Genomic DNA, 25,076 nt, shown 5'->3' with positions numbered 1-25,076 from the left:
GTTGTGAATAACCAATAAAGCCTTTTAATATTGAAAGCTTTATTGGTTATATATATTCTGCAAATCAACCTTTATATTTCATGGGCAAATGCACCACTTTTTTGGTTTCAAAAAAGTCTTCTTGAAAAAAATCTGTAATGTTATATATGCGAACGGTTTTATAGTTCTGGAGTTCTTCGGTTAAATCGCCTCCTTTAAGATAAATAATCCCATTTTTTAATTCATGGTTTTGTTTTTTAGCAATTTTTCCTTTTACCCAATGCACAAAAGTTGGCATGGCAGCTACTGCCCTACTTACAATAAAATCGTAAGTACCATGAATGTCTTCCACGCGCTTATTGGTAGTTTTTACGTTTTCCAAGCCCAAACCTTCAACAACCTCATCCACAACCTTCAGTTTTTTTGCAATGCTATCAACCAAATGAAAGGAACATTCTGGAAACAAAATGGCTAAAGGAATACCAGGAAAACCTCCTCCAGTACCAACATCCAGTATGTTTGTTCCAGGCTTAAAATCTATCACTTTTGCTATGGCCAGGGAATGGAGCACATGCCTTAAATACAATTCGTCTATATCCTTTCGCGATACCACATTTATCTTTAGATTCCAATCTTGATACAAGCCTTCCAACCTAGTAAATTTATCTATTTGATCGTCTGTAAGCTTAGGAAAGTACTTAAGGATTAGTTCCATGAATTTGTAATTTTGGACAAAAATAGATAAATTATTGTGCTTTTTTATGAAAACTTTATTAAGATACACATCATTATTATTTATATTTGGCACCATATATGATACTCGTATATAAAACGTACTATTATTGTTAAGTACCTCAGGACAAACCCATGAGGCATTTCAAAAAAAGCATTTATATTACGAGGCAAACCCCAAAGAAATTTTAAATCTCCATTATTGAGTAAAAACAATAGCATGACAAAACAAACATTATCGTTCTCAAGAACAGACTCTGCAAAATTTTTCAGGACACTGAACAAACGTGTCAATGATTATTTTAAAGAAAATAACATAAAAAAAACAGGCAACTGGAAACTGTATTTAAAAGCAGTTTTCATGTTTACCTTACTCTTAGGTCCTTTGATCCTTTTATTAACAGTAGACTTACCTACTTGGCTGCAAATATTGTCTATGATGGTCATAGGTGTTGGTATGGCTGGTGTAGGTATGAACGTGATGCACGATGCCAACCATGGCTCTTTTTCCAGTAAAAAATGGGTTAACAAACTCATGGGAAGCAGTATACATATCTTAGCTGGCAACGATTACAACTGGAAAGTACAACACAATGTGTTGCACCATACTTATACAAATATTCAAGGTCATGATGAAGATATTGATGCTGGTAGAATCATTCGTTTTTCCAAGCATTCCAAATGGTTGAAAATACATCAATACCAAAAGTATTATGCTTTTTTACTATATGGTCTTTTAACTGTAAATTGGGCAATTACCACAGATTTTAAACAAACATATGTGTATTTGAAAAGAAAGTTGTCTTATGGCGATTTTCCTAATCCAGCCACACAATGGACCAAGTTAATTATAGGAAAAATTATATATTATTCCATTTGGGTTGTTTTACCGTTAGCCTTGGGTTACGCTTGGTGGCAAGTGTTGATAGGGTTTTTAATCATGCATTATACAGCAGGAATCATTTTAAGTGTCATTTTTCAATTGGCACACGTGATGCCTAATACTGAAATGCCTTTACCAGACGAAAACGGTAACATGAAAAACACTTGGGCCATCCATCAATTGTTTACCACCTCAAATTTCTCACCTAAAAGTTGGATTGTTGAATTTTATACTGGAGGCTTAAACAGACAGGTGGAACATCACTTATTTGCGCACATCAGTCATATTCATTATAAAAACATAGCAAAAATCGTTAGGGAAACAGCCCACGAATTTAGCTTGCCATATAACGAATATCAATCCATATGGCAAGCCATAGCAGAACACTACAACCAATTGAAAATGTTGGGAAGAAAGCCTAGCATGGCATAATCCCTTTTTTGCACCACATAACAACCAAACAGCATGAGCTTACTTTCAGAAAGAGTTTTAAACATGTCTACCTCTGCCACATTAGCAATGGCAGCAAAGACCAGGGAACTTAAAGCACAAGGAAAAGATATTATTGGACTGAGTCTTGGCGAACCAGATTTCAACACTCCAGATTACATAAAAGAAGCTGCTATTCAAGCCATCAACGAGAATTATAACTCATATTCTCCAGTAGATGGTTATGTGGAATTAAAGGAAGCCATTATCACCAAATTTAAACGCGATAACAATTTAAGTTACACCTTACCTCAAATTGTTGTTTCTACTGGTGCCAAGCAAGCCTTGGCCAATGTAGCTTCCGTTATGATAAATAAAGGAGACGAGGTGATATTGCCTTGTCCATATTGGGTTAGCTATGCTGATATTGTGGAGCTTTTTGAAGGTGTTCCTGTAGAAGTAAAAACGACTATCGATACCGATTTTAAAATGACTCCAGAACAGCTGGAAGCTGCCATCACACCTAAAACCAAAATGATTTGGTACAGCTCTCCTTGCAATCCCAGTGGTTCTTTATATAGTACCGAAGAATTGAGAGCACTAGCCGATGTGCTTCAAAAACACCCTGACATTTACGTGGTTTCCGATGAGATTTATGAACACATCAATTTCACAACCGATGGTCATGCCAGCATGGCTCAATTTGAAGATATGTTTGATAGGACCATAACTGTCAATGGTGTTTCCAAAGCGTTTGCCATGACAGGTTGGAGAATTGGTTATATAGGAGCCCCAGAAGTGATTGCACGTGCTTGTAACAAGATGCAAGGACAAATTACAAGTGGCGCGAACTGCATTGCGCAACGTGCCACCATTACCGCTTTAAACGAGCCTCCTTCCAAGGTTAAATACATGATAGACGAGTTTAAAATCCGTAGGGATTTGGTTCTCGATTTATTATCAGAAATTGAAGGCTTTAAAACAAACACACCTGAAGGTGCCTTTTATGTGTTCCCAAATATTTCTTATTACTTTGGGAAAACCTTAAGAGGAAAAACCATTCACAATGCCACGGATTTTTCTTTATACCTTTTAGAAGAAGCTCTTGTGGCAACCGTTACTGGTGACGCTTTTGGAAACCCAGATTGCATTAGAATAAGCTATGCTGCGAGTCAGGCTCAAATTATTGAAGCCATTAAACGCATCAAGGAAGCCGTTAGTTAAGAAAACAATTCATAATAAGAATATAAATCCACTATTTCCAGTGGATTTTTTTATCAATGAAAATAAATAAACACGCTTATCAATACGAACATAAAAACACAAAATACTAGGATTGTTTTTACTTGCTTTTGTTTTCTTTCCTTTTGAAGTTTTAATCTTATTTCCAACAAATCTTTTTCTGTTGACGTATTGTGAAATTCAAGTTTTTTTCCAGAAATGCTTGTATTGACAACACGTCTGTCTTTTCTTTTATTCAACATACTTTTATTGTTTCTCAAAGTATGAATCATTTGCATCATTGATCCTTCTCCACCCATAATATGTGTTTTGTAATGAAACGTAGTAACTGTAAAAACCCATCAAATCATTTGTATGATTTCGATTTTGGCAACATATAAAAGATAGTTTTATTGAGATCGCACTCAAAGAACATCAGTTAACAATCTGAAAAAAGCGCTTTACTTATTAGTAGAAAAAACTTACAAAATGTTACATTAGAAAAACTGTCTATCGATTACGCCAAAAGAAAGGGGTTAATAAAATAAGAACCGTAAACAATTCCAAACGTCCTATAAGCATTAAAAACGAAGCCCACCACTTGCCAAGAGATGGCAAAGCTGCATAATTGTTTACTGGACCAAAATTACCCAAAGCTGGACCCACGTTCCCCAAACTAGAGGCCGAAAGCCCAATGGACGACATAAAATCGATGTTAAACATAGAAAACACTAAGGCTCCTACTATAAAAGACAACATATATAGAATAAAAAAGGCCAGAATATTAAATACAATATCTCCAGTTACCGCTTTATTGTTATACCTAACAGGCAATACAGCATTGGGATGCAAAGCTCTTTTAAATTCCAAAAACCCATTTTTAATAAGGATTAAATGTCTTACCACCTTGACACCTCCTGAAGTACTTCCTGCCGAACCTCCAAGAAACATGAGCCCAAAAAAGAAAACCAACAACAAAGGAGTCCATAAGGTATAATCTGCAGTGATAAAACCGGTTGTAGTAACCACAGAAATAACTTGAAACAAAGCATGCCTAAAAGAACTTTCAGCTTTTCCCCAAACCATGGGATGTTCAATTGTTGAAGTTGTTAAATCTGCTTTAAAATAAATGATCAAAGCTGCTATTATGGTAAAAATGGCAATGAATTTGAAATATAGCTTAAGTTCTTCGTCCCTTAAAACCCTCTGGATTTTACCTTTAAAAGCAAAGTAACTCAATACAAAATTGGTTCCTGCCAGGAACATAAAAACAATTATAATGTATTGTATTATAGGTTGTCCATTCCAATAAGCAATACTGGCATTTTTTGTTGAAAAACCACCTGTTGACAGTGTACACAAGGAATGGTTGATGGCATCAAAAAAAGACATACCTGCAACTTTCAACAAAATGGTTTCAGCAGCTGTATAACCAAAATAAATCAACCACAAACGTTTAGCTGTATCTGTAATTCTTGGATGCAATTTATCTGCACTTGGCCCAGGAGCCTCAGCTGCAAACATTTGCATGCCGCCAATACCCAACAAAGGCAATATAGCAACTGCCAGCACAATAATTCCCATACCACCAATCCAATGGGTTAAACTTCTCCAAAATAAAACCCCTTTGGGTACTATCTCTATATCGTTTAAAATGGTTGCACCTGTAGTGGTATACCCAGACATGGTCTCAAAAAAAGCGTTCGTAAAACTGGTAATGCTTCCTGTTAACAGATAAGGAATGGTTCCAGACAAGGTCATTACAATCCAGCCAAAGGCAACAACTATATAACCTTCTCGTTTGTTCATTTCCTTGTTGTGGTCTTTGGTGTTGAACATAACCAAAAGACCAACCAAAATAGTGATTCCTCCTGAAAGAAACAGGTTGAATGTAACACCATCTTTATAGATCAAGCTGATTAAAGACGATAATAGCATAAACCCTCCATTAAACAATAACAGAAGTCCTAAAAAATGAAAAATTATTTTGTAGTTAAGTTTCACAGACAGTAATTATAGGAATAATTTTTCTACTTGTTTTATGGACCTTGGCAAGCAGCAAACCACTACTTTATCTTCTACACCTACCCTAAAATCACCAAGTGCAATATGCCCTTTTCCGTTTCTTATAATCCCACCAATTATGGCAGATCTAGGAAAATCGATATCCTTTATTAATTTGTTGCAAATTTTGGAGGTTGGTTTTACCTTAAACTCCAATAATTCGGCATTCATATTATTGAGTTTTGTCATGGCTATAACCTCACCTTTTCTAATATATCTAAAAATATTGTTGGCTGCCAATAGCTTTTTATTGATTAAAGTGTCAATTCCAATGGAATGTGACAGTTCAAAATAATCCATATTTTCAACCAAGGCAATGGTTTTCCTAACACCTTTGGATTTTGCCACAAGACAGGACATGATATTGGTTTCGGAGTTTCCGGTTACGGCAATAAACGCATCCATGTCTTTCAAGTTTTCCTCATCCAGAAGGTCCACATTTCTCCCATCACCATTAATTACAAGAACATCAATCAATTCATCTGCCAAATCAAAGGCTCGATCTTTATCTTTCTCTATAAGCTTGATGTTTGGATATTGTTTGCTCAAGTCCCTTGCTGTTTTATAACCAATTTTACTTCCACCAAGAATCATTACGTTCCTTATCTCGGTATTGATTTTTCCGGTTAAGGTACAAAGCTCCTGTCCACCACCTTCAGAAGTAATAAAAACCACATTATCGCCTTCCTTGAATTGGGTATCACCTCTTGGAATAATGGTATATTGTGTTCCAAAACGTTGTATCGCTATTGGAACGAAATGTATTTCGGGATAAATTTTAGCGGCTTCCTGCACTGTTTTTCCAACAAAAAGTGCTGTTCTTGATAGGTTTAATCCTACCATGGTTAAGGCACCTCCATCAAATTCGTAACTATCATTGAATGCCGATTGACTTAATAGCAATTCTATTTCAGAGGCTGCCAAGGATTCTGGTGATATAAGTTCGTCTATACCAAGCTTGGTAAACCCTATTTCGTCTTTATAGTGTACAAATTCGGTATTGGATATTCTGGCTATCGTTCTATTGGCACCAAGTTGTTTGGCCAACACACAAACTGTTATGTTTGTTGTTTCAGAAGAGGTAACCGCAATCAACAAATCACTTGATTCTATTTTGGCATCTTTTAAAATGGCTATGGAAGTGGCATCTCCTCTTATAACTTTGATATCCAAATGATTGTCCGCATAAGTTAGACTCTCTTTATTGGTATCTATTAAGGTAATTTCTTGAGATTCGTAAGACAATAATTTTGCTAAATGAAATCCTACTTCACCAGCTCCAGCAATAATTATTTTCATGTGTTAAATAGTAATAAAGTAGTGCAAATATACTGTAAATTAGATTTATTAAAGGAAATATCCAGATATAATTATTTGATTTTAAGTTACCATAATCCTAAAAAAACTTTCTGTTTTCTCTCATGTTCCTTAATTTTAGATGATACTAAATAAAAACCCACAAATACGCATTTTGAGTTTCACGGACTCAATTAAATTGAAAATAAATATGTAGGTTTGTGCAAAAATTTCACATTGACAAAAGTTAAGCCATATAAAAATAGTGAGCTAGGTAAAAAAGAACAAGTAACCAAAATGTTTGATACCATTTCCAAGGAATACGATGGATTGAATCGTGTTATTTCTTTTGGTATAGATATTAAATGGCGAAAAAAAGCTGTTCAATTGGTTGCAGACACAAATCCAAATATCATTCTGGACATTGCTACAGGAACAGGTGATCTGGCCATTAATCTAGCTGAAACCAATGCCGAAAAAATCATTGGATTGGATATTAGCGAAGGCATGCTGAATGTTGGGAAAGAAAAAATATTGAACAAGTCTTTGCAGGATAGAATTGAAATGGTGGTTGGTGACTCTGAAAATTTACCTTTTGAAGACAACACATTTGACGCCATTACAGTAGGATTTGGAATAAGAAATTTTGAAACCCTGGAAAAAGGTCTGGTAGAAATACTTCGCGTACTCAAACCTGGTGGCATCTTTGTTATCTTGGAAACCTCTGTTCCCACAAAAACACCTTTTAAACAGGGCTACAATCTCTATACTAAAAATATCATGCCGCTTATTGGTAAATTGTTCTCCAAAGACCGAAGCGCCTATAAATATTTAAGCGATTCTGCTTCCATTTTTCCTTATGGCGAAACTTTAAACAATATTTTGCGCGAAATTGGGTTTATAAATGTTGTAAACAGACCACAAACTTTTGGAGTGGCTACAATTTATACATCATCAAAAAAATAATATGAAAAACATCATTTTTCTGTTCGCTTTTTTATTCATGTTCCAGTTGGCTTCGGCACAACTGTTTTCAAAAGAAAAAATATTAAACGATGAAAATGTTGATAAGGCTTTTTTAAGCTATGGTTATTTTATTGGTTTTAACAGTTACGATTTCAATTTTGACTACAAACAGGACAAACCAGACATTCAAGTCGCAAAATCTACAGGTTTTAACGTAGGACTTGTAGGAAACATGCGAATAAACGATTATCTGGATTTAAGGTTGGAACCTGGCTTATACATAACCACCAGAACCTTGGAGTATCCTGAATCTTATTTTAACGGAATAGACTTTTCTCCTTCCGATTTAGAAAGGGAAGTGAAATCCACATACATACACGTACCTTTGTTGCTAAAGGTTTCCACCAAACGTTTAAACAATTTTAAACCCTTTATTGTAGGTGGTATCTCTACGGCTTTAAACCTGTCCAGTAACGAAGATAACCCAGACGACAATAGTGCTGGGAAATTTAGGACCAAGAAAAACATGTACTTTTACGAAGTAGGTTTTGGTATCGATTTTTATCTTTATTACTTTAAGTTTACGCCATCCATTCGTGGCGTTTTTGCCATTAACGATGAACTGGTTAGAGATGCAGACCCTAATTCCCCTTGGACTGGAAACATAGAATCCATGAAAACACGTGGTGTGTTTATTAACTTTACGTTTCAATAAGATCAAGCTGTTAAGTTGGTTTGCCACAACCGGATAACAAACAGCCCATTACCTTTCACTTCTGCGAAACTCACTCAACAAAATGGCTGCTGCAGTAGCTACGTTTAAACTTTCGGTGGATTGTAATTGGCCAAACCTGGGAATACTTATTTTGGTGGTAATTACCTGCTCTATCTCTCTGGAAATACCATTCGCTTCGTTACCAAGCACAAGAATACCCTTGTTTGGCAACTGGCTCTTATAGATGTTATCCCCTTCCATAAAAGCTCCAAAAATTGGCATATGGGTAGTTTTTAAAAAATCAGTCAAATTTAAATAACTCACATTTACCCTGGTTATTGAGCCCATTGTGGCTTGAACCACCTTGGGATTATAACAATCTACCGTTTCTATATTGCAAACCAAGTCCGTTATGCCAAACCAATCGCATAGCCTAATAATGGTCCCTAAGTTTCCCGGATCACGTACATTGTCCAATGCTACCAATAGTTGATTGGTATTGATGGCTTTGGGTTCTGGAATTTTAAAAATGGCCAAAGCAGTATTTGGAGTCTTTAAAAAGCTTATTTTTTTCAATTCCTTTTCAGAAACAACCGTTTCCAGATTGGCATCAATTTTGAAGGAATTGGTTGTGTATAACTGTTGTAAACTAAATTGGGACGCGAGCAATTCGTTAATGGTCTTAACACCTTCGGCAACAAATAATCCCTGTTGTAGTCGGTATTTTTTTTGTTTTAAACTCGTTATTGTTTTTATTTGACTTTTAGATAACATTCAAACTTATTTAAATATATTTTTCAATTGAAATAATGTATTTTTGAGTTTGATTGGAGCAACTGAAAATTACTCTAAAAAAACACCAACTCTTTTATTACTAGTTAATTTATTTGTATTTGAAACTACAATTCTCAAAAATAGTATTATTTATTGTAATTACTGGTTTTTTGTATTCTTGTAATTCTGTAAAAAGAGTTCCTGAAGACAAGCACTTACTTGTAGAAAACTCCATTTATGTTAACGGTAAAAAGAACAATACAGAACGTATTAACAACTTGTTGTTTCAGCAACGCAACAAAAAAATCATCAACATACCTTTAAGGCTCTATATTTACAATGCAGCCAGACCCAATATCGATTCTATAGTTAATGCCAATATAGACTCCAAACCAAAAAAAAGAAAAAGGCTTGAACGTTTTCTTTCCAAAAAACAATTGGACAAATATATCGAGGCCAGAATTGGTTTTAACAATTGGCTTAAAACCACAGGTGAGGCTCCAGTAATTGTCAATAAGGAAAAGATTGAAAAATCTGAAAAACAACTGGAAGCTTACTATTTTAACAATGGCTGGTTTAATGTAGATGCCACCTCAAAAACCGATACCTTGGTAAACAAAAAAGCCACAGTAAGCTATTTTGTAAAAACCGGCAAACCCTATATTATAGATTCCCTTACCACAAAAATAGCCTCTCCAGTAGTAGACTCCATCTATAAAGTAAGCGAAAAGCAATCGTTTATTAAAAAAAACGAGCAATATAGAACAGCTACATTTGCCAACGAAAAAGACAGGATTACAAAAGACTTAAGGAATTCTGGTGTGTACCATTTTAGTCAGGATTATGTGTATTTTGATATGGACACCATCAATACCAACAATAAAGTTCAGGTAGAATTGCAAATTTTAAACAGGTCTGTTAGAACCGAAGATTCCACCTACAAAGAACCTTTTAAAATTTACAAAATTAAAGAAGTCAATGTTTTCACGGATTTTTCTTATGAGAACAAAGACTTGGAAATTGTGGATTCCACCAACTTTAAAAATTTCAACCTGTATAGTTTTGGCAAAATGCGCTTCAAGCCCAAAGCCATTACTGATGCCATTTTTATAACTCCTGGAGATGTGTTTAGGGACAAAGACAGATCCAATACCTATAGACATATTAACAATTTACAGACGTTTAAGCATCCAAGCATAGACTATGTTGAAAATCCAGACACCACACTCACTGCCAACATCTTACTGACTCCCTATAAAAAGTTTGGTTTAAACTTTAGTGCAGAAGTGTCTCAAAGCAACATTCAATCTATTGGCTTGGCTTTTAACCCAAGTTTGCTTATGCGTAATGTGTTTAGAGGTGCCGAAACACTGGAACTATCAGCATTTGGTTCTATTGGAGCTTCCAAGGATGGTGGAGACGAAAGCGATCCGTTTTTTGATATCAACGAACTTGGTGTCGACTTAAAGCTTACCATTCCAAGATTATTTTTTCCATTCAATACCGAAAAAATCATTCCCAAAACCATGTTTCCAAGTACCAGGATTTCAATCTCTACCTCCAGTCAAACCAACGTTGGTCTAGATAAACAAACGGTTTCCGGAATTTTTAACTACAAATGGTTTGCCTCTAATTTAGTAACCAACAGATTGGATTTATTCAACATTCAGTTTGTTAAAAACTTAAATCTAGACAACTATTTTGGCATCTATGGCAATTCATACGATGCCTTAAACGACATCTCAAAAGACATTGGTTACAACAATGGAGAGGACTTAGCATATCCCAACCAAACCGATGCGTTTATTAACGATGTGCTTTCTGGCAACACCTCTCTACAACCTGGAGACGAAGAATACGATGATGTGTATTCCATAAACGAAAGAAAAATAAGGCTTACTGAAGACAACCTGATCTTTGCCACCAATTTTAATTTCACCAGAGACAACAGGGAAAACTTGTATGACGAAACGTTTTCCATCTTTAGGTTTAAGATAGAATTGGCTGGAAACTTGTTTTCTGCCATTTCCAAAATTGGAAATTTACCAAAAAACAATGCTGGTCAATACGAAATGTTCAATGTAGCATACTCACAATATGTTAAAACAGAATTCGATTACATTAAACATTGGGACTTGGGCAAGAAAAACGTTTTGGCCCTACGCAGTTTTGCCGGAATAGCCATTCCTTATGGCAATTCCACAAACATTCCCTTTTCCAAGAGTTTCTTTGCTGGCGGTACAAACGACAATCGTGCTTGGACCGCTTACAGTCTTGGACCAGGAAGTTTAGACAGTAACGACGAATTTAATGAAGCCAACCTTAAACTCGCTTTTAATATTGAACATCGATTTAACATCTTCGAAAAATTCAATGGAGCCCTCTTTATCGATACAGGAAATATTTGGAACGTTTTTGATGATGTTACAGACCCCAAGGCCACCTTCACCAATTTTGCATCCTTGAAAGATATTGCCATTGGTTCAGGTTTTGGCTTAAGATACGATTTTGGCTTTGCTGTGTTCCGTTTCGATATAGGCTTTAAAACCTACGATCCGTCTTATCCTGAAAACAATAGATGGTTTAACGATTACAATTTTTCAAACGCTGTTTATAACATAGGTATCAATTACCCGTTCTAAGCTATTTAATTTTCTTATTTTTGTAGTTTCAAACTTTATAACTATATAATTATGGCTCACAACATTAAACCTGGAGTTGCAACAGGACAAGAAGTTCAAGATATATTTAAACTGGCAAAAGAAAAAGGCTTTGCTTTACCAGCTGTAAACGTAGTAGGCTCCAACAGCATCAATGGTGTTTTGGAAACTGCAAGGGATTTAAATGCGCCTGTTATTATCCAATTTTCTAATGGTGGTGGTGTTTTTAATGCAGGTAAAGGATTGAGCAATGAAAACCAAAAAGCTGCCATTGCAGGTTGCATTGCAGGAGCCAAGCACATCCATTTAATGGCAGAAGCTTACGGAGTTCCTGTTATTTTACATACAGACCATTGTGCTAAAAAACTGTTGCCTTGGATTGATGGATTGCTGGATGCCAGCGAACAACATTTTAAAGAAACCGGAAAACCGTTATACAGTTCCCACATGATTGATTTAAGTGAAGAACCTATTGAAGAAAACATAGAAATCTGCAAATCTTACCTGTCCAGAATGAGCAAGATGGGGATGACCTTGGAGATAGAACTAGGAATTACTGGTGGCGAGGAAGATGGTGTGGACAACACAGACGTGGACGATTCCAAACTTTACACACAACCAGAAGAAGTAGCTTATGCCTATGAAGAATTAAGCAAAATAAGCAAGCAATTTACCATTGCTGCTGCCTTTGGCAATGTACATGGTGTGTATAAGCCTGGGAATGTAAAATTAACACCTAAAATCCTTAAAAACTCTCAAGAATACGTTTCAAAAAAGTTTGGTGTAGGCCATAACCATATTGATTTTGTTTTTCATGGTGGGTCTGGATCTTCAGTTGAGGAAATTCGTGAAGCCATAAGCTATGGTGTGATTAAAATGAATATAGACACAGACATGCAATACGCTTTCATGTCTGGGGTTAGGGATTATATGAAAGAAAAAGAAGCGTATCTGCAATCACAAATTGGAAATCCTGAAGGAGACGATGTTCCAAATAAAAAATATTACGACCCAAGAGTTTGGTTACGTAAAGGAGAAAACACCTTTGTAGAACGTTTAAAAAAGGCTTTCGAAGATTTAAACAATGTAAATACTTTATAAAAAAATATAAGTGTTTCCACATTATTAAAAACAAAACTATAATTTTGTGGTCTAGCTTAACACGAATCGGTTTTATCCAAACTATTAAAATCGGTACTTAAAAATCTAAAATCGTTAATCGATATGTCTTGGTTTAAAAGAAAAGAAAAAGGAATTCAAACCACAACCGAACAAAAAAAGGACACGCCTAAAGGTTTGTGGTATAAATCCCCTACTGGAAAAATAGTAGATACCAAAGAATTGGAACAAAATTTTTATGTGAGCCCAGAAGATGGTTACCACGTAAGAATTGGGAGTAAGGAATATTTTGAAATTTTATTCGATGATAATAAATTTAAGGAACTAGATCCTAAATTGGAATCCAAAGACCCTTTAAAATTCGAGGACACAAAAAAATATCCAGACCGTTTAAAAGCGGCGATGGAGAAAACCAAATTAAAAGATGCCGTAAGGACAGCCGTTGGAAAATCCAAAGGAAAAGATTTAGTTGTTGCTTGTATGGATTTTTCGTTCATTGGTGGTTCCATGGGTTCTGTGGTTGGCGAAAAGATTGCTCGTGCAGCAGACTATTCCCTAAAAAAGAAAATCCCTTTCATGATTATCTCCAAATCTGGAGGTGCCAGAATGATGGAAGCAGCTTTATCCTTAATGCAACTGGCCAAAACTTCAGTTAAATTAGCACAACTGGCAGATGCTGGAATCCCTTACATCTCTTTGTGTACAGATCCAACAACTGGTGGAACCACAGCTTCCTTTGCCATGTTGGGCGATATCAATATTAGCGAACCTGGAGCCTTGATTGGTTTTGCAGGACCACGTGTTGTAAAAGATACCACTGGACAAGAACTACCGGAAGGGTTTCAAACCTCTGAATTTTTACTGGAACACGGTTTCTTGGATTTTATTACCCATAGAAAACACTTAAAAAACAAAGTGAATCTATATATTGACTTGATTACCAATCAACCTATAAGGGAATAAACAAGCTTGATATGAAATAAAAAATGCGACCCATAATGGTCGCATTTTTTTGCTTTATGAAAAAAAACTTTATCAGTTTAAAACTATATCAATTTCAGTACCATCTGTAAAGGTGAAAGTTGCTAAGTTATCACAGGCTCCTTCCCCATAGTCTAACACGCCTCCAAAAAATGTGCGTTCCACATCTATGGAACCACTTACAAAATGATAGCAAGTTACCTCACGACGCAATGGCAGAATAATCTCATAAGAATGAGAACCTCCATTTACAAAACTTGCATTCCAATAACCTGTAAACTCAAATACATTGTCGGTAAAATCACCTGTATCAAAACCTTCAATCCACTCCCTAACAATCTGCCCTTCCCTGGAAGCTTGCATGCCATTTGGCCAAACAACCGTTAAATCAACCGTATGGGTAAACTGAGGATTACCTTGATCGTTGGAAAGTTCCTTTAAAATGGAATTGTTCCCCATAACATGTTTGTTATCAAAATAAAAGTTGTTTAAAACATATCCTAAGAAAATGTTTTGCGCTTGTGGATCGCGCTCATAGGTAATAACTATTTGCCCTTCATATAGATGGCCTCTAATGATGCAGCCGCCTTCAGCAAAGTCAACGGTCAACTGCCTAAAGTTTTGTTCCATATCCAGGCTCACAGTCACACAAGTATCAAAAGCTGTTCTGGAGTTCATAATCCCTTTTGCTTCTGCGCTTTCCTGATCTTCATATATTTCAATAATGACATCTTCCAAGGATGCAGAAATTTGGTCCATTTCAGTAGATTGTACCATTTCGGTAAGGTCCTCTTCTTGAGAAACCGGCTCAGTAGATTCATTATCAGTACAAGCCGTAAATAAAAGCCCTAAAAACAAAAGACTTAAAAGGGTTTTGGTTTTTAATTTCATGGTTTTCATAATTGTTTTTTTTTAAGGTTAAGATGTTGTTAAAACGTGATTTTTGTTAAAAAATTATGAATCCCCTCAAAATAAAATATTTACAAAAGATTGCAATTAGTGAAAAAGTAGTATATTTGCAGCTTGAAAGAAAAACTTTCATCACTGTCCAACTGTAATTGGGCCATACATAAAAATCATTTAAAATAATATTGGAATGTATTTAACTAAAGAAGTAAAAGAAGAGATTTTCGCAAAACACGGTAAAGGGAAGAACGATACTGGTACTGCAGAAGGTCAAATTGCGTTATTTACGCACAGAATTAACCACTTAACCGAACACCTAAAAAACAATCGTAAAGATTACAACACAGAGCGTTCGTTAGTAAAACTGGTAGGTAAGCGTCGTGCATTACTTGACTATTTAACTAAAAAGGATATCTTGAGATATCGTGCCATTGTTAAAGAATTAGGATTAAGAAAATAATCACATTATTAAGAGGCTTCGCGCCTCTTTTTTGTTTTAAAATAACTCATACGTAAGAGTCTAACATACGTAAATAAGAAGCTATTCATAGTTTTTCATTGGTCAGGCATTACATGCCATTTTCTACTACTACAACAACACAACCCTGTCCGTCCAGTATGGCGGAGACCATTGTTTAATTAGAATTAAAAAATTTATGATTCCAAAAGTTTTTAAAGAGGTCATAGACCTTGGCGATGGCAGAGAAATCTCCATCGAAACCGGAAAATTAGCCAAACAGGCTCATGGTTCGGTAGTTGTTCAATCAGGAAAATGTATGTTGTTATGTACAGTTGTTTCCAATTACCAACAAAGCGACGTGGACTTCTTACCTTTAACGGTAGATTATCGCGAAAAATTTGCAGCTGCAGGACGTTATCCTGGAGGATTCTTCAAAAGAGAAGCAAGACCAAGTGATGGCGAAGTATTGACCATGCGTTTAGTGGACAGGGTATTACGTCCATTATTCCCTAAAGATTATCATGCAGAAACCCAAGTCATGATTCAATTAATGTCTCATGACGATGATGTTATGCCAGACGCCATGGCTGGATTGGCAGCTTCTGCAGCCATTCAGTTATCCGATATTCCTTTTGAAACACCAATTTCTGAAGCAAGGGTTGGACGTATCAATGGTGAGTTTATCATCAACCCTACTCAGTCCCAATTATTGGAATCTGATATAGACATGATGATAGGTGCATCGGCCGATTCAGTAATGATGGTTGAAGGTGAAATGGATGAGATTTCTGAAGAAGAAATGGCAGAAGCCATTAAATTTGCTCATGAAGCCATTAAAGTACAATGTGCTGCTCAGGTAAAATTAGCTGAAGCTGTTGGCAAAAAAGAAACACGTGAATACGAGCCAGAAAGAGAAGATGAAGACTTGGCAAAGAAAATTCACGAGATGGCTTACGATAAAGTATATGCTGTAGCCAAAGCAGGTTCTTCCAAACACGAAAGAAGCTCAGCCTTTGCTGAAATTAAAGAGGAAATAAAAGCCACGTTTTCTGAAGAAGAACTGGAAGATTTGGGTGGTTTAATTTCCAAATATTACAGTAAAGCCGAAAAAGCTGCCATTAGAGACCTAACCCTAAACGAAGGATTGCGTTTGGATGGACGTAAAACCACAGACATTAGACCTATTTGGTGCGAAGTGGATTATTTACCATCAACACATGGTTCTGCTATTTTTACTCGTGGGGAAACACAAGCCTTAGCAACTGTTACCTTAGGAACCAGTAGGGAAGCCAACCAAATAGACATGCCGTCTTTTGAAGGCGAAGAACGTTTTTATTTACACTACAACTTCCCGCCATTCTCAACAGGGGAAGCAAGACCTATACGTGGTACCTCTAGACGTGAAGTTGGACATGGTAACTTAGCACAACGTGCCTTAAAAGGCATGGTTCCAGAAGATTGCCCATACACAGTGCGTGTGGTTAGTGAAGTATTGGAAAGTAACGGGTCGTCTTCTATGGCAACGGTTTGTTCTGGTACTATGGCACTTATGGATGCTGGAGTGCAATTAAAAAAACCCGTTTCTGGTATTGCCATGGGATTAATTTCTGAAGGCGACAAATATGCTGTTTTATCTGATATTTTAGGTGATGAAGATCATTTAGGCGATATGGATTTTAAAGTAACAGGAACTGCAGATGGAATCACAGCTTGCCAAATGGATATCAAAGTAAAAGGCTTATCGTACGAAATTCTTGTTAAAGCTTTAAAACAAGCAAGGGAAGGACGTTTACATATTCTTGATAAATTGGTGGAAACCATAGCACAACCTAATGCCGATGTAAAAGCACATGCTCCTAAAATGATAACCAGAAGAATTCCAAACGAATTTATTGGAGCCCTTATTGGTCCTGGTGGAAAAGTTATTCAGGAATTACAAAAAGAAACCAAAACAACCATTGTTATCAATGAAGATCCAGAAACCGAAGAAGGTATTGTGGAGATTTTAGGTACCAATCAAGATGGTATTGATGCTGTTTTGGCAAAAATAGATGCTTTATTGTTCAAACCGGAAGTTGGAAGCATTTACGAAGTAAAAGTCATTAAAATGCTTGATTTTGGTGCCGTAGTGGAATATACAGAAGCTCCAGGAAACGAAGTCTTGCTGCACGTAAGTGAATTGGCCTGGGAACGTACAGAAAACGTATCGGACGTGGTGAACATGGGAGACGTTTTTGATGTAAAATACTTTGGATTGGATCCAAGAACCAAAAAAGAAAAAGTATCCAGAAAAGCCATCTTGCCTAAACCTGAAGGGTTTAAGGAAAGACCTCCTAGAGACAACAATAGAGACAACAGAGGTAACAATCGTGGACGAGATAACAGACGCGACGATAGAAAACCAAGAGGAGATAAAAGAGATTAATTTCTTTTATGTTTTATAAAAAAAGCCCATCAAATTAAAATTTGATGGGCTTTTTACTTTAGTATAAATAATTGATTTATTTAAAATACTCCACTTTTCAGGCATAGTTTTTGTTGCTAAGTAAAAAACTTAAAACTACTAACTATGAAAATTCTCAAACTCTCATTCCTATTATTATTAATTTTTACAACTTCATGTTCTGATGATGCAGATGACAAAATAATAACCAATTCTGATCCTAAATATAATACGGTAGAAATTATTGAAGCAGATTCAGATTTGTTTCAATACCTCGTAGAAATTGCAACAGACGAAGAACAACCAGAATTAAGCATTGCTTGTATAAATTTTATATACCCTTTAACCATTTATACTTTTAATGAAACAAATGAATATGTCTCAACTACAGTTATTGAAGATGACACACAGTTTAGTACTTTTTTAGAAGCTATAGACCTAACATATAGTATAAGTATTAGTTTTCCAATTACAAGTACTTTACTCTCTGGAGATGAAGTTATTATTAATACTAAGGAGGAATTAAAAGACGCAATTGATTATTGTTTAGATGAGGAGTTAATTTTAGAGTGTAGCACACTAATACAAAACTGTGTTTTGAAAGTTGGATATAGCTATAATTATGATAATACATATTTAGGTGGAATATTTATAGAAGAAGATGGTGCTACAAACTTTACTATGGATGGTATATTATTTAATGGATCCTGGACTGTATTTATAATTGAACATGAATTACATATAAATATTAATCTAATTAATGCTGATGAAACTGGTGATTTTTTCAATTATGATTGGAAAGTTGAGTATATAGATGGAAACTCTTTACTACTAACAAATGAAAATCGTGAACTTGTTTTAAACCAAAGATGTGATGCAAATTTTGAAGAATGTAGTAACTTTATTTTCGAAGAATGCGAAACACAAGTAGATAGTGGTATTTCAGAGTTTATATTAGATGACTATACCTATTGTATTTTTGATACTTTAGAATTAGAAGATACATTTGAGATAAGCTATTACCTAACAGAAGACGATGCTGTTAATATGATTAATGCTTTAGCCTCTGACATTGCATTTATAAACACAGAAGATAATCAATCTATTTATGTTAGAATAGATGACCTAGAAAATAACATACAGTATTATGCTATAATTACATTAGCATCTATTAGTTGTTAAATTATAATTAATAAAAAAAGCCCATCAAAATTTGATGGGCTTTTTTTTTATTATAAATGAATCGTTATTTAGGAATATAAGTCTTCATGGCTTCCATTTGTTTTTCATCTAAAATGGAGCCCATTTCTTTTTGAAAGCTTTCATCGCTCAGTAAAGCCGATTGAATCCTGTCTGTATTATCACTGGAACCCATCAATTTATCAGCTCCCAGACTGCCCATCAACTTTTTAAATTTCTCGCTTTTTAATTGACTTACCACCAATCCAGAAACTTGCTCTTGTTGTTTTTCGTTTAAATTCAACTTTTTAGTGAAACTCTTTACTTGATCTGCTGCCAAGTTCTCAATCATGGAATTCCCCGAAGAGGAATCACTCTTTGCCATAGTGGACAAGTCCTGTGCGGAAATGTGCATCATACTACAAGCAAAAAATAGAAATAATAGTTTTTTCATATGGATATGTTTTGTTTTGATTAAGTCTATCAAGATAATAAATTATATGCACATCCTGATTATTTTGAATTTTAAAAAAAATAACCCGCTTCTTTTGTAACAAAAATTGTTCTTTTAACGTATAAGCATAACATTAAAGAAACAACTTAACTTATTTATAGGCATTCATTAGATGAGACAACTTAAAATTACCAAGCAGGTTACCAATAGAGAGACTGCTTCGTTGGACAAATATCTTCAAGAAATTGGAAAAGTTGACTTAATTACAGCAGACGAAGAAGTAGAATTAGCACAACGTATTAAAGCAGGCGATCAAATTGCCTTGGAAAAGTTGACAAAAGCTAACTTACGTTTCGTTGTTTCTGTAGCGAAGCAATACCAAAATCAAGGATTAACCTTACCAGATTTAATTAACGAAGGGAATTTAGGACTTATTAAAGCAGCACAACGTTTCGATGAAACACGTGGTTTTAAATTTATTTCGTATGCCGTTTGGTGGATTAGACAATCCATTTTACAAGCCTTGGCAGAGCAATCCCGTATTGTACGTTTGCCCCTTAACAAAATTGGTTCTATCAATAAAATAAATAAAACCTTTGCGTTTTTAGAGCAAGCCCATGAGCGTCCACCAAGTGCTGAAGAAATAGCCAAAGAACTGGACATGACCATTAACGATGTTAAAGAGTCCATGAAAAATTCCGGCCGTCACGTAAGTATGGATGCGCCTTTGGTTGAAGGTGAAGATTCCAATCTTTACGACGTGTTGAATAGTGGTGAGTCTCCAAATCCTGATAAAGATCTGTTACACGAATCTTTACGCACGGAAATTGAAAGAGCCTTGGAAACCCTTACTCCTCGTGAAGCAGATGTAATTAGACTGTACTTTGGATTAGGAAATCAACATCCTATGACCTTGGAAGAAATTGGAGAAACATTCGACCTGACCAGGGAACGTGTTAGACAAATTAAAGAAAAAGCCATTCGTAGACTGAAACATACGTCTAGAAGCAAAATATTAAAAACCTATTTAGGATAGTAATCTTTAATGAGTACTACTAAATAACAGCAACAAACAGTATAATATATCCACTTTTGTGGATATGAAAACTGTTCGTTTTTTGATTGATGAAAGAAGCCAGAGCTGATTACTCTGGCTTCATTTTTTTACCTATTTTTGCAGAAACAACACATAAACTCAACAATGAATTCAAAATTAATAGCACCTTCCATGTTGGCAGCCGATTTTGGCAACCTGCAACGCGATGTGGAAATGGTAAACAACAGTGATGCCGATTGGTTTCATATAGATGTTATGGATGGCCATTTTGTCCCTAACATTTCTTATGGCATGCCAGTAATACAAGCCATGAAAAAACATGCCACCAAACCTTTTGATGTGCATTTAATGATTGAAAAACCTGAACGTTACATTGAAGACTTTGCTAAGGTTGGTGCAGATATTATTACTGTTCATTACGAGTCTACAGTGCATTTGCACAGAACACTTACCCAAATAGAAGATGCAGGCTGTAAAGCTGGAGTGGTCTTAAACTTAACAACGCCAGTTTCGGTGTTGGAAGATATTTTACCCAAATGTTTCATGGTTCTGCTCATGTCCATAAATCCGGGTTTTGGTGGCCAAAAATTTGAAGACATAACCTACAACCGAATCAAGAAACTAAGACGCATGATTGATGAACAAGGTTTAAGCACCAAAATTGAAATTGATGGTGGAGTAACCGATAAAAACATCAAACAACTGGTGGAAGCTGGCGCAGATGTTTTTGTTGCAGGAAGCCATGTGTTTAAAAGCGAGAATCCTACAGAAACCATCAAACAATTAAAACAAATTGCCAATTCATAAAAAAAAGCTCCTTTCGGAGCTTTTTCAAGTTAGAACTAATAATTAATTGGTTAGAATTGTTCTAAAAGGTAATTTATTAAATCTGTGGTGGTAACAATACCTACAAGTTTGTTGTTGTCTACAACTGGCAATGCATGGAACTCTTTTTTAGCCAATATTTCTGCAACTTCTTTAATTGTGGTTGTAGAACTCACGCTGGTTAAGTTCTTGGCCATAACCTGCTCTATGGTAAACATGTTGTAAACAACAGTGTCCACATTTTCCTCATCTTCATCAACAGCATCGGCAAAACTGATTCTCAATAAATCGGTATAGCTTAACATGCCAATAATTTTTTCGCCACTAACCACGGGAATGTGCCTAATTTTTTTGCTTTTAAATATCCGTTCAGCCGTTTCCAAATCGTCTGTGTGATTTAAGGTGATGACTTTTTTAGTCATTATGTCTGAAATTGGTGCTCTTTTCTTCATGTGTTATTGGTTTTAAATTCAGTTCTAAAATTATGAATTAAAAATGCGAAAAATCATGATAAATGTCATCATACATAATAATATCTCATATTTTTTCGTTTAAAATTATAAATTTTGCAATTAATTGTTTTTTTACTACTTTTAAAATATAAGTTTTAATCATGAACAGAAGGCACTTTTTAAGAAAATCAGGAAAGGCGTTATTGGCAATCTCAGCTATTTCAATAACAGCTTCTGTTGCAACTTCTTGCAGCAGTGATGATGACAACGGCTCTTTTGATGATGGCTATTATGGAGACGGTTATTATGACGATGGCTACTATGATGACGGTTATTACGATGACGGTTATTATGACGATGGCTATTATGATGACGGTTACTATGACGATGGTTATTATGATGATGGCTATTATGGCGGGTAATTGATTGCTAATATCAATTATATTTTTAATTTCCCTACTTAAGGGTCTCAAAATCCCTATGTCTTGACGAACATACTTTTTTTGCACGATACCTCTTTATCAACTCCCAGAGGTGCCGAACTTACCATCAATCAACTTATTTCACATCCTTCTAGCAATAAGTTTCAGGTTACATTAGATAATCTTAAAAACATTTCAGTTACAAAAAAAAGCATTCACTGGGCCCAGTTGGTTGTGGTTTGCAGCACATCTCGTTGTCGTTATGAAATAGAGCTAATCGAGTTTCTATTATCCATCAAACAACCCTATGTAAAAATAGAATTTGATTACAATTTTTGTGTGAGACGTAACATAATTTGCACAGTGGACAGAAAGATTAGCAGCTGTTGCGACACTAAAAAATTCCATCTGTACCGAAAACTGTTTGCCAAAGCCAAACTGAATATATTTCAATCCCCCAAGCATTATCAATCCCATTATGAGTTTTATGGCGAAGCCATTTCAAACTATAGCATAAAGCCTCCTACAGTGTCTGTTGAAGATCTTCAGCCTTCAAAATTTAAAGATGAAGACAGTATTCCTTTTTTTGGGGATTTAAATTTTTTAAAAGGAGGAAAAGCTTATGTTGCTTATGCCAAAGCTCATCCAGACAAAACATTTCCTGTTTATGGAAAAAACCAATTAAGAGAATCACTTCCTGAAAATATAAGTTTCCATGAGCCCGTTTCAAACAAAGAAGTGTTAGGGATTTTAGGTCAGACCAAAACCTTTATTTGTCAGCCTGTTTGGCCTGAGCCATCAGGGAGATTGGCTGCAGAGGCATTTCTTTCTGGTTGTAACATTCTTGGCAACGACAGAATTGGCACTTTTTCCTTTGATTTCTATCCAGACAATAAACCAAAGGCTATAGAAGAAATGAAAGCTGCCTTACACGATTTCTGGCTTGAAGTGGAAGCCATTTTAAACACAAACAAACAACCTCAAGAAATTTCCTTGGGCCAAGTCCTGGTTTATAAAAGTTATGGTGGCCTAGGCGATATCTTTTTTGCCATTCCTGCCATCAATAAATTGGCTGCTGTATCGAGTAGCTTAAGTTTTGCCGTAGCTCCTAGATTGGTTTCCTTTTTTTCCAAGCACTTAAAAAATATCAATATTATTAACGAAGAAGTGGCCAGATTAAAAGAAGATAATTTTGACCACATATTCGAACTTGGCAATTATCCCGCTTTTAGAGGCTACGATTTGCCTCATGCCCTAAAATACCCAACCCATAAAAAAGTTAAACAACATGCCATCCAGCATTATATAGATACAGTGTCAAAACTTCATATTTCAATAGACAATAGCTATAAGGAGTATCCCTTTTTTAAACAACAAAAAACCAAGGGCCGGAAATATTTTACAGTTCATCATGGTGCAGGTTTTTTGCTTAAAATTTGGCCTACGGAAAAATACGCACAACTTATTGAAACCTTAGCCAAACTTTTTCCTTATTTAGACTGTAAAATTATTATGGGCCCAAACGATCCTGCCATTGAACCATATTTCTCAAAGCCCATGTCGCATATAAGCTATATTACAGGAGACATGAACGAGGTTGGGGAAGCACTTTCAGGAGCTTTGTTCCACATTGGCAACGATGCTGGAATTACACATGTTGCTGGAGCCTATAATATTCCTACAGTAGGGATTTATGGTCCAACTGGCCCTGGAAGTTGGGGAAATTTTGCCCAATACAACGAATTGATTTGGGGTAAAAAAGGGGTGTGCAACGTTAGATGTAATTACGATGTTATTTTGAATTGCGAACATAAAATCTGTTTAAATTCCGTAACTGTCAACAGGGTTCTTGAAGCGCTTTACAAAGTGCTACAAAAAGCCTATTCCAATGAAAAATCCATTTTAAAAACCAACCCACAAGCAATACTGGATTTTGGCAAAAACGATTGTTTGATAAAACTTTACGACAACGAATTTTTATTGGAATATCATAACAAAAACATGAAACTTCAAGTTGAAACCTTATTGAAAAAAGAATGCTTAATGGATTCAAAGGATGATAACATGAAATTGGTATTAGACGTTTTAATACAACAACAGGTTGTTTTTTATATTCCCAATTTCCAGAAACACAATAACGCAACTTGCCAAGAAATAGAGACTAAAACTCTAAAAAATTCAATTAATACCCAGAGAAATTGAAATTTAGCATTTGCTTTACCAGAGCATAGATTTTAGGGAAATGTTGATGAAACTCATTGGGAGATTCAATAAAGGTCTCTAAAATCACGGCCAGCAACTCAAAGTCGTTTGTAAAGGCGTAATTTCTTAGATATTCGGAGTGAACCAACCGGGACCTCAAGGCATCGTTGTTTGAAAGTAATTCCCTCAGTTCGTTAAAAGTGTCCAGAAATATAACCGAATTTATATCGTTTTGGTAGATGCTATTAAAATGAATGGCATGTGCAAACTCATGAATGGCCAGGTTTAATTTATCATCTTCTATTCTAAATCCTTCCATGAAATGATCCCAAGACAGCACCAATGTTTTTAGATTCACATGAAATTCCCCTTTGTGGTAATCGTCATTTACGGTTGAATAATATTGGGTTGGATAAACTATGATGGTTTTTATGGATCTAATAATATAATCCCTAAAACCAAAGGTAAGCATAACAGCAGTTGCAGAAACCAACACTTTTACCTCATCCGTAATTAAAAACCCTTCGTTCCCCACAAATTGTTTTTGTTTGATAAAAGTTGCTACCCTATGTTTAAAATAAGCTTTTTTTCTTTTATTCAGTCTGTTATAAAAGGTGAATTGTTGTTTTAATATGCTTTCTTGCTTTGCCGACAACTTGTTTAAAAAAGGATGGAAATATATAAAAACGGGACGTTTTGTTATAATCATAAAGCCCATTTCAATGCCATCAAAAACACTCACTGCTATTTGTCTCAACCATATGGAAACTATTACAAGTAAAAACCCAAGCAGAACAACTAAAATAAATAGTCCTATATAATAATCTTGTTCTGGGGCAATTATGGGCATGGAAATT

23 protein-coding genes are annotated in these 25,076 nt (G+C 35.4%); 14 read left to right on the top strand and 9 right to left on the bottom strand.

Translation table 11 applies throughout. From position 1 onward, the window contains the following. Nucleotides 1-64: 64 nt before the first annotated feature. Nucleotides 65-694: a 16S rRNA (guanine(527)-N(7))-methyltransferase RsmG gene (rsmG, locus tag D778_RS05150; RefSeq protein ID WP_007648366.1), complete on the bottom strand. Its 630-nt coding sequence runs from the start codon at nucleotides 692-694 to the stop codon at nucleotides 65-67. 237 nt (nucleotides 695-931) lie between these two features. Here rsmG and D778_RS05145 point away from each other — a divergent pair, with 237 nt between their 5' ends. Beyond that, entirely contained in the window at nucleotides 932-2,026 is a 1,095-nt protein-coding gene (locus D778_RS05145; RefSeq protein WP_007648364.1) for a fatty acid desaturase family protein, read from the top strand. A 33-nt stretch (nucleotides 2,027-2,059) separates the two neighbouring features. Then, nucleotides 2,060-3,247 (top strand): pyridoxal phosphate-dependent aminotransferase, encoded by a 1,188-nt coding sequence (locus D778_RS05140; protein ID WP_007648362.1) that lies wholly within the window; start codon nucleotides 2,060-2,062, stop codon nucleotides 3,245-3,247. Nucleotides 3,248-3,300: 53 nt separating this feature from the next. Here the strand turns inward: D778_RS05140 and D778_RS05135 are convergent, their stop codons facing one another. The 3 genes from D778_RS05135 to trkA form a co-directional block, all read right to left on the bottom strand. Continuing rightward, a complete protein-coding gene (locus tag D778_RS05135) occupies nucleotides 3,301-3,564 on the bottom strand; it encodes a hypothetical protein (RefSeq protein WP_007648359.1) in 264 nt (87 codons plus the stop codon). Nucleotides 3,565-3,754: 190 nt separating this feature from the next. Further along, on the bottom strand, nucleotides 3,755-5,248 hold the full coding sequence (locus D778_RS05130) for a TrkH family potassium uptake protein (RefSeq protein ID WP_040491542.1): 1,494 nt from the start codon (nucleotides 5,246-5,248) through the stop codon (nucleotides 3,755-3,757). Between the two features lie 9 nt (nucleotides 5,249-5,257). Continuing rightward, nucleotides 5,258-6,607, bottom strand: coding sequence for a Trk system potassium transporter TrkA (gene trkA / locus D778_RS05125; protein WP_007648355.1), 1,350 nt, complete (start codon nucleotides 6,605-6,607; stop codon nucleotides 5,258-5,260). A gap of 234 nt (nucleotides 6,608-6,841) precedes the next feature. On the opposite strand from trkA, the gene ubiE reads away from it, so the two are divergent. Both ubiE and porT read left to right on the top strand, forming a co-directional pair. Continuing rightward, nucleotides 6,842-7,570: a bifunctional demethylmenaquinone methyltransferase/2-methoxy-6-polyprenyl-1,4-benzoquinol methylase UbiE gene (gene ubiE, locus D778_RS05120; RefSeq protein ID WP_007648353.1), complete on the top strand. Its 729-nt coding sequence runs from the start codon at nucleotides 6,842-6,844 to the stop codon at nucleotides 7,568-7,570. Nucleotide 7,571: 1 nt separating this feature from the next. Further along, nucleotides 7,572-8,285, top strand: a complete 714-nt coding sequence (porT, locus tag D778_RS05115; RefSeq protein ID WP_007648351.1) for a type IX secretion/gliding motility protein PorT/SprT — start codon at nucleotides 7,572-7,574, stop codon at nucleotides 8,283-8,285. A gap of 48 nt (nucleotides 8,286-8,333) precedes the next feature. Here porT and D778_RS05110 read toward each other — a convergent pair whose 3' ends face one another. Then, a complete protein-coding gene (locus D778_RS05110) occupies nucleotides 8,334-9,059 on the bottom strand; it encodes a TrmH family RNA methyltransferase (RefSeq protein ID WP_007648349.1) in 726 nt (241 codons plus the stop codon). 119 nt (nucleotides 9,060-9,178) lie between these two features. Here D778_RS05110 and tamL point away from each other — a divergent pair, with 119 nt between their 5' ends. The 3 genes from tamL to accD all read left to right on the top strand — a co-directional run bounded on the left by tamL (nucleotide 9,179) and on the right by accD (nucleotide 13,801). After that, on the top strand, nucleotides 9,179-11,701 hold the full coding sequence (gene tamL / locus D778_RS05105) for a translocation and assembly module lipoprotein TamL (protein WP_007648347.1): 2,523 nt from the start codon (nucleotides 9,179-9,181) through the stop codon (nucleotides 11,699-11,701). Nucleotides 11,702-11,752: 51 nt separating this feature from the next. Next, nucleotides 11,753-12,820 carry a class II fructose-bisphosphate aldolase gene (gene fbaA / locus D778_RS05100; protein ID WP_007648345.1) on the top strand — a complete coding sequence of 356 codons (1,068 nt, stop codon included), beginning with the start codon at nucleotides 11,753-11,755 and terminating at the stop codon, nucleotides 12,818-12,820. Nucleotides 12,821-12,943: 123 nt separating this feature from the next. Next, on the top strand, nucleotides 12,944-13,801 hold the full coding sequence (gene accD, locus D778_RS05095) for an acetyl-CoA carboxylase, carboxyltransferase subunit beta (RefSeq protein ID WP_007648343.1): 858 nt from the start codon (nucleotides 12,944-12,946) through the stop codon (nucleotides 13,799-13,801). 72 nt (nucleotides 13,802-13,873) lie between these two features. Here accD and D778_RS05090 read toward each other — a convergent pair whose 3' ends face one another. Continuing rightward, nucleotides 13,874-14,719, bottom strand: coding sequence for a hypothetical protein (locus D778_RS05090; RefSeq protein ID WP_007648341.1), 846 nt, complete (start codon nucleotides 14,717-14,719; stop codon nucleotides 13,874-13,876). Nucleotides 14,720-14,915: 196 nt separating this feature from the next. Here D778_RS05090 and rpsO point away from each other — a divergent pair, with 196 nt between their 5' ends. The 3 genes from rpsO to D778_RS05075 all read left to right on the top strand — a co-directional run bounded on the left by rpsO (nucleotide 14,916) and on the right by D778_RS05075 (nucleotide 18,810). After that, a complete protein-coding gene (gene rpsO, locus D778_RS05085) occupies nucleotides 14,916-15,185 on the top strand; it encodes a 30S ribosomal protein S15 (protein WP_007648339.1) in 270 nt (89 codons plus the stop codon). Nucleotides 15,186-15,381: 196 nt separating this feature from the next. After that, nucleotides 15,382-17,610, top strand: a complete 2,229-nt coding sequence (locus D778_RS05080; RefSeq protein WP_007648337.1) for a polyribonucleotide nucleotidyltransferase — start codon at nucleotides 15,382-15,384, stop codon at nucleotides 17,608-17,610. A gap of 144 nt (nucleotides 17,611-17,754) precedes the next feature. Beyond that, nucleotides 17,755-18,810: a hypothetical protein gene (locus D778_RS05075; RefSeq protein WP_007648335.1), complete on the top strand. Its 1,056-nt coding sequence runs from the start codon at nucleotides 17,755-17,757 to the stop codon at nucleotides 18,808-18,810. 64 nt (nucleotides 18,811-18,874) lie between these two features. Here the strand turns inward: D778_RS05075 and D778_RS05070 are convergent, their stop codons facing one another. Next, nucleotides 18,875-19,261: a hypothetical protein gene (locus D778_RS05070; RefSeq protein WP_155949890.1), complete on the bottom strand. Its 387-nt coding sequence runs from the start codon at nucleotides 19,259-19,261 to the stop codon at nucleotides 18,875-18,877. A 172-nt stretch (nucleotides 19,262-19,433) separates the two neighbouring features. On the opposite strand from D778_RS05070, the gene D778_RS05065 reads away from it, so the two are divergent. Further along, entirely contained in the window at nucleotides 19,434-20,297 is an 864-nt protein-coding gene (locus D778_RS05065; RefSeq protein WP_007648330.1) for a sigma-70 family RNA polymerase sigma factor, read from the top strand. Between the two features lie 165 nt (nucleotides 20,298-20,462). After that, nucleotides 20,463-21,125: a ribulose-phosphate 3-epimerase gene (gene rpe / locus D778_RS05060; protein ID WP_007648328.1), complete on the top strand. Its 663-nt coding sequence runs from the start codon at nucleotides 20,463-20,465 to the stop codon at nucleotides 21,123-21,125. Between the two features lie 50 nt (nucleotides 21,126-21,175). On the opposite strand, the gene D778_RS05055 is transcribed toward rpe, so the two are convergent. Beyond that, nucleotides 21,176-21,595 carry a CBS domain-containing protein gene (locus D778_RS05055; RefSeq protein ID WP_007648322.1) on the bottom strand — a complete coding sequence of 140 codons (420 nt, stop codon included), beginning with the start codon at nucleotides 21,593-21,595 and terminating at the stop codon, nucleotides 21,176-21,178. A 161-nt stretch (nucleotides 21,596-21,756) separates the two neighbouring features. Between D778_RS05055 and D778_RS05050 the strand changes: the two genes are divergently transcribed. Both D778_RS05050 and D778_RS05045 read left to right on the top strand, forming a co-directional pair. Continuing rightward, on the top strand, nucleotides 21,757-22,017 hold the full coding sequence (locus D778_RS05050) for a hypothetical protein (protein ID WP_007648321.1): 261 nt from the start codon (nucleotides 21,757-21,759) through the stop codon (nucleotides 22,015-22,017). Nucleotides 22,018-22,080: 63 nt separating this feature from the next. After that, nucleotides 22,081-24,219, top strand: a complete 2,139-nt coding sequence (locus D778_RS05045) for a glycosyltransferase family 9 protein (RefSeq protein WP_155949889.1) — start codon at nucleotides 22,081-22,083, stop codon at nucleotides 24,217-24,219. Here D778_RS05045 and D778_RS05040 read toward each other — a convergent pair. Then, nucleotides 24,200-25,069, bottom strand: a complete 870-nt coding sequence (locus D778_RS05040; RefSeq protein WP_007648319.1) for a zinc-dependent peptidase — start codon at nucleotides 25,067-25,069, stop codon at nucleotides 24,200-24,202. The genes D778_RS05045 and D778_RS05040 overlap by 20 nt on opposite strands. Between the last annotated feature and the right edge of the window lie 7 nt (nucleotides 25,070-25,076).

Source organism: Xanthomarina gelatinilytica, assembly GCF_000348685.1.
In the GTDB taxonomy this organism is placed as follows: domain Bacteria; phylum Bacteroidota; class Bacteroidia; order Flavobacteriales; family Flavobacteriaceae; genus Xanthomarina; species Xanthomarina gelatinilytica.
This window is presented reverse-complemented; position numbering and strand designations above follow the sequence as displayed.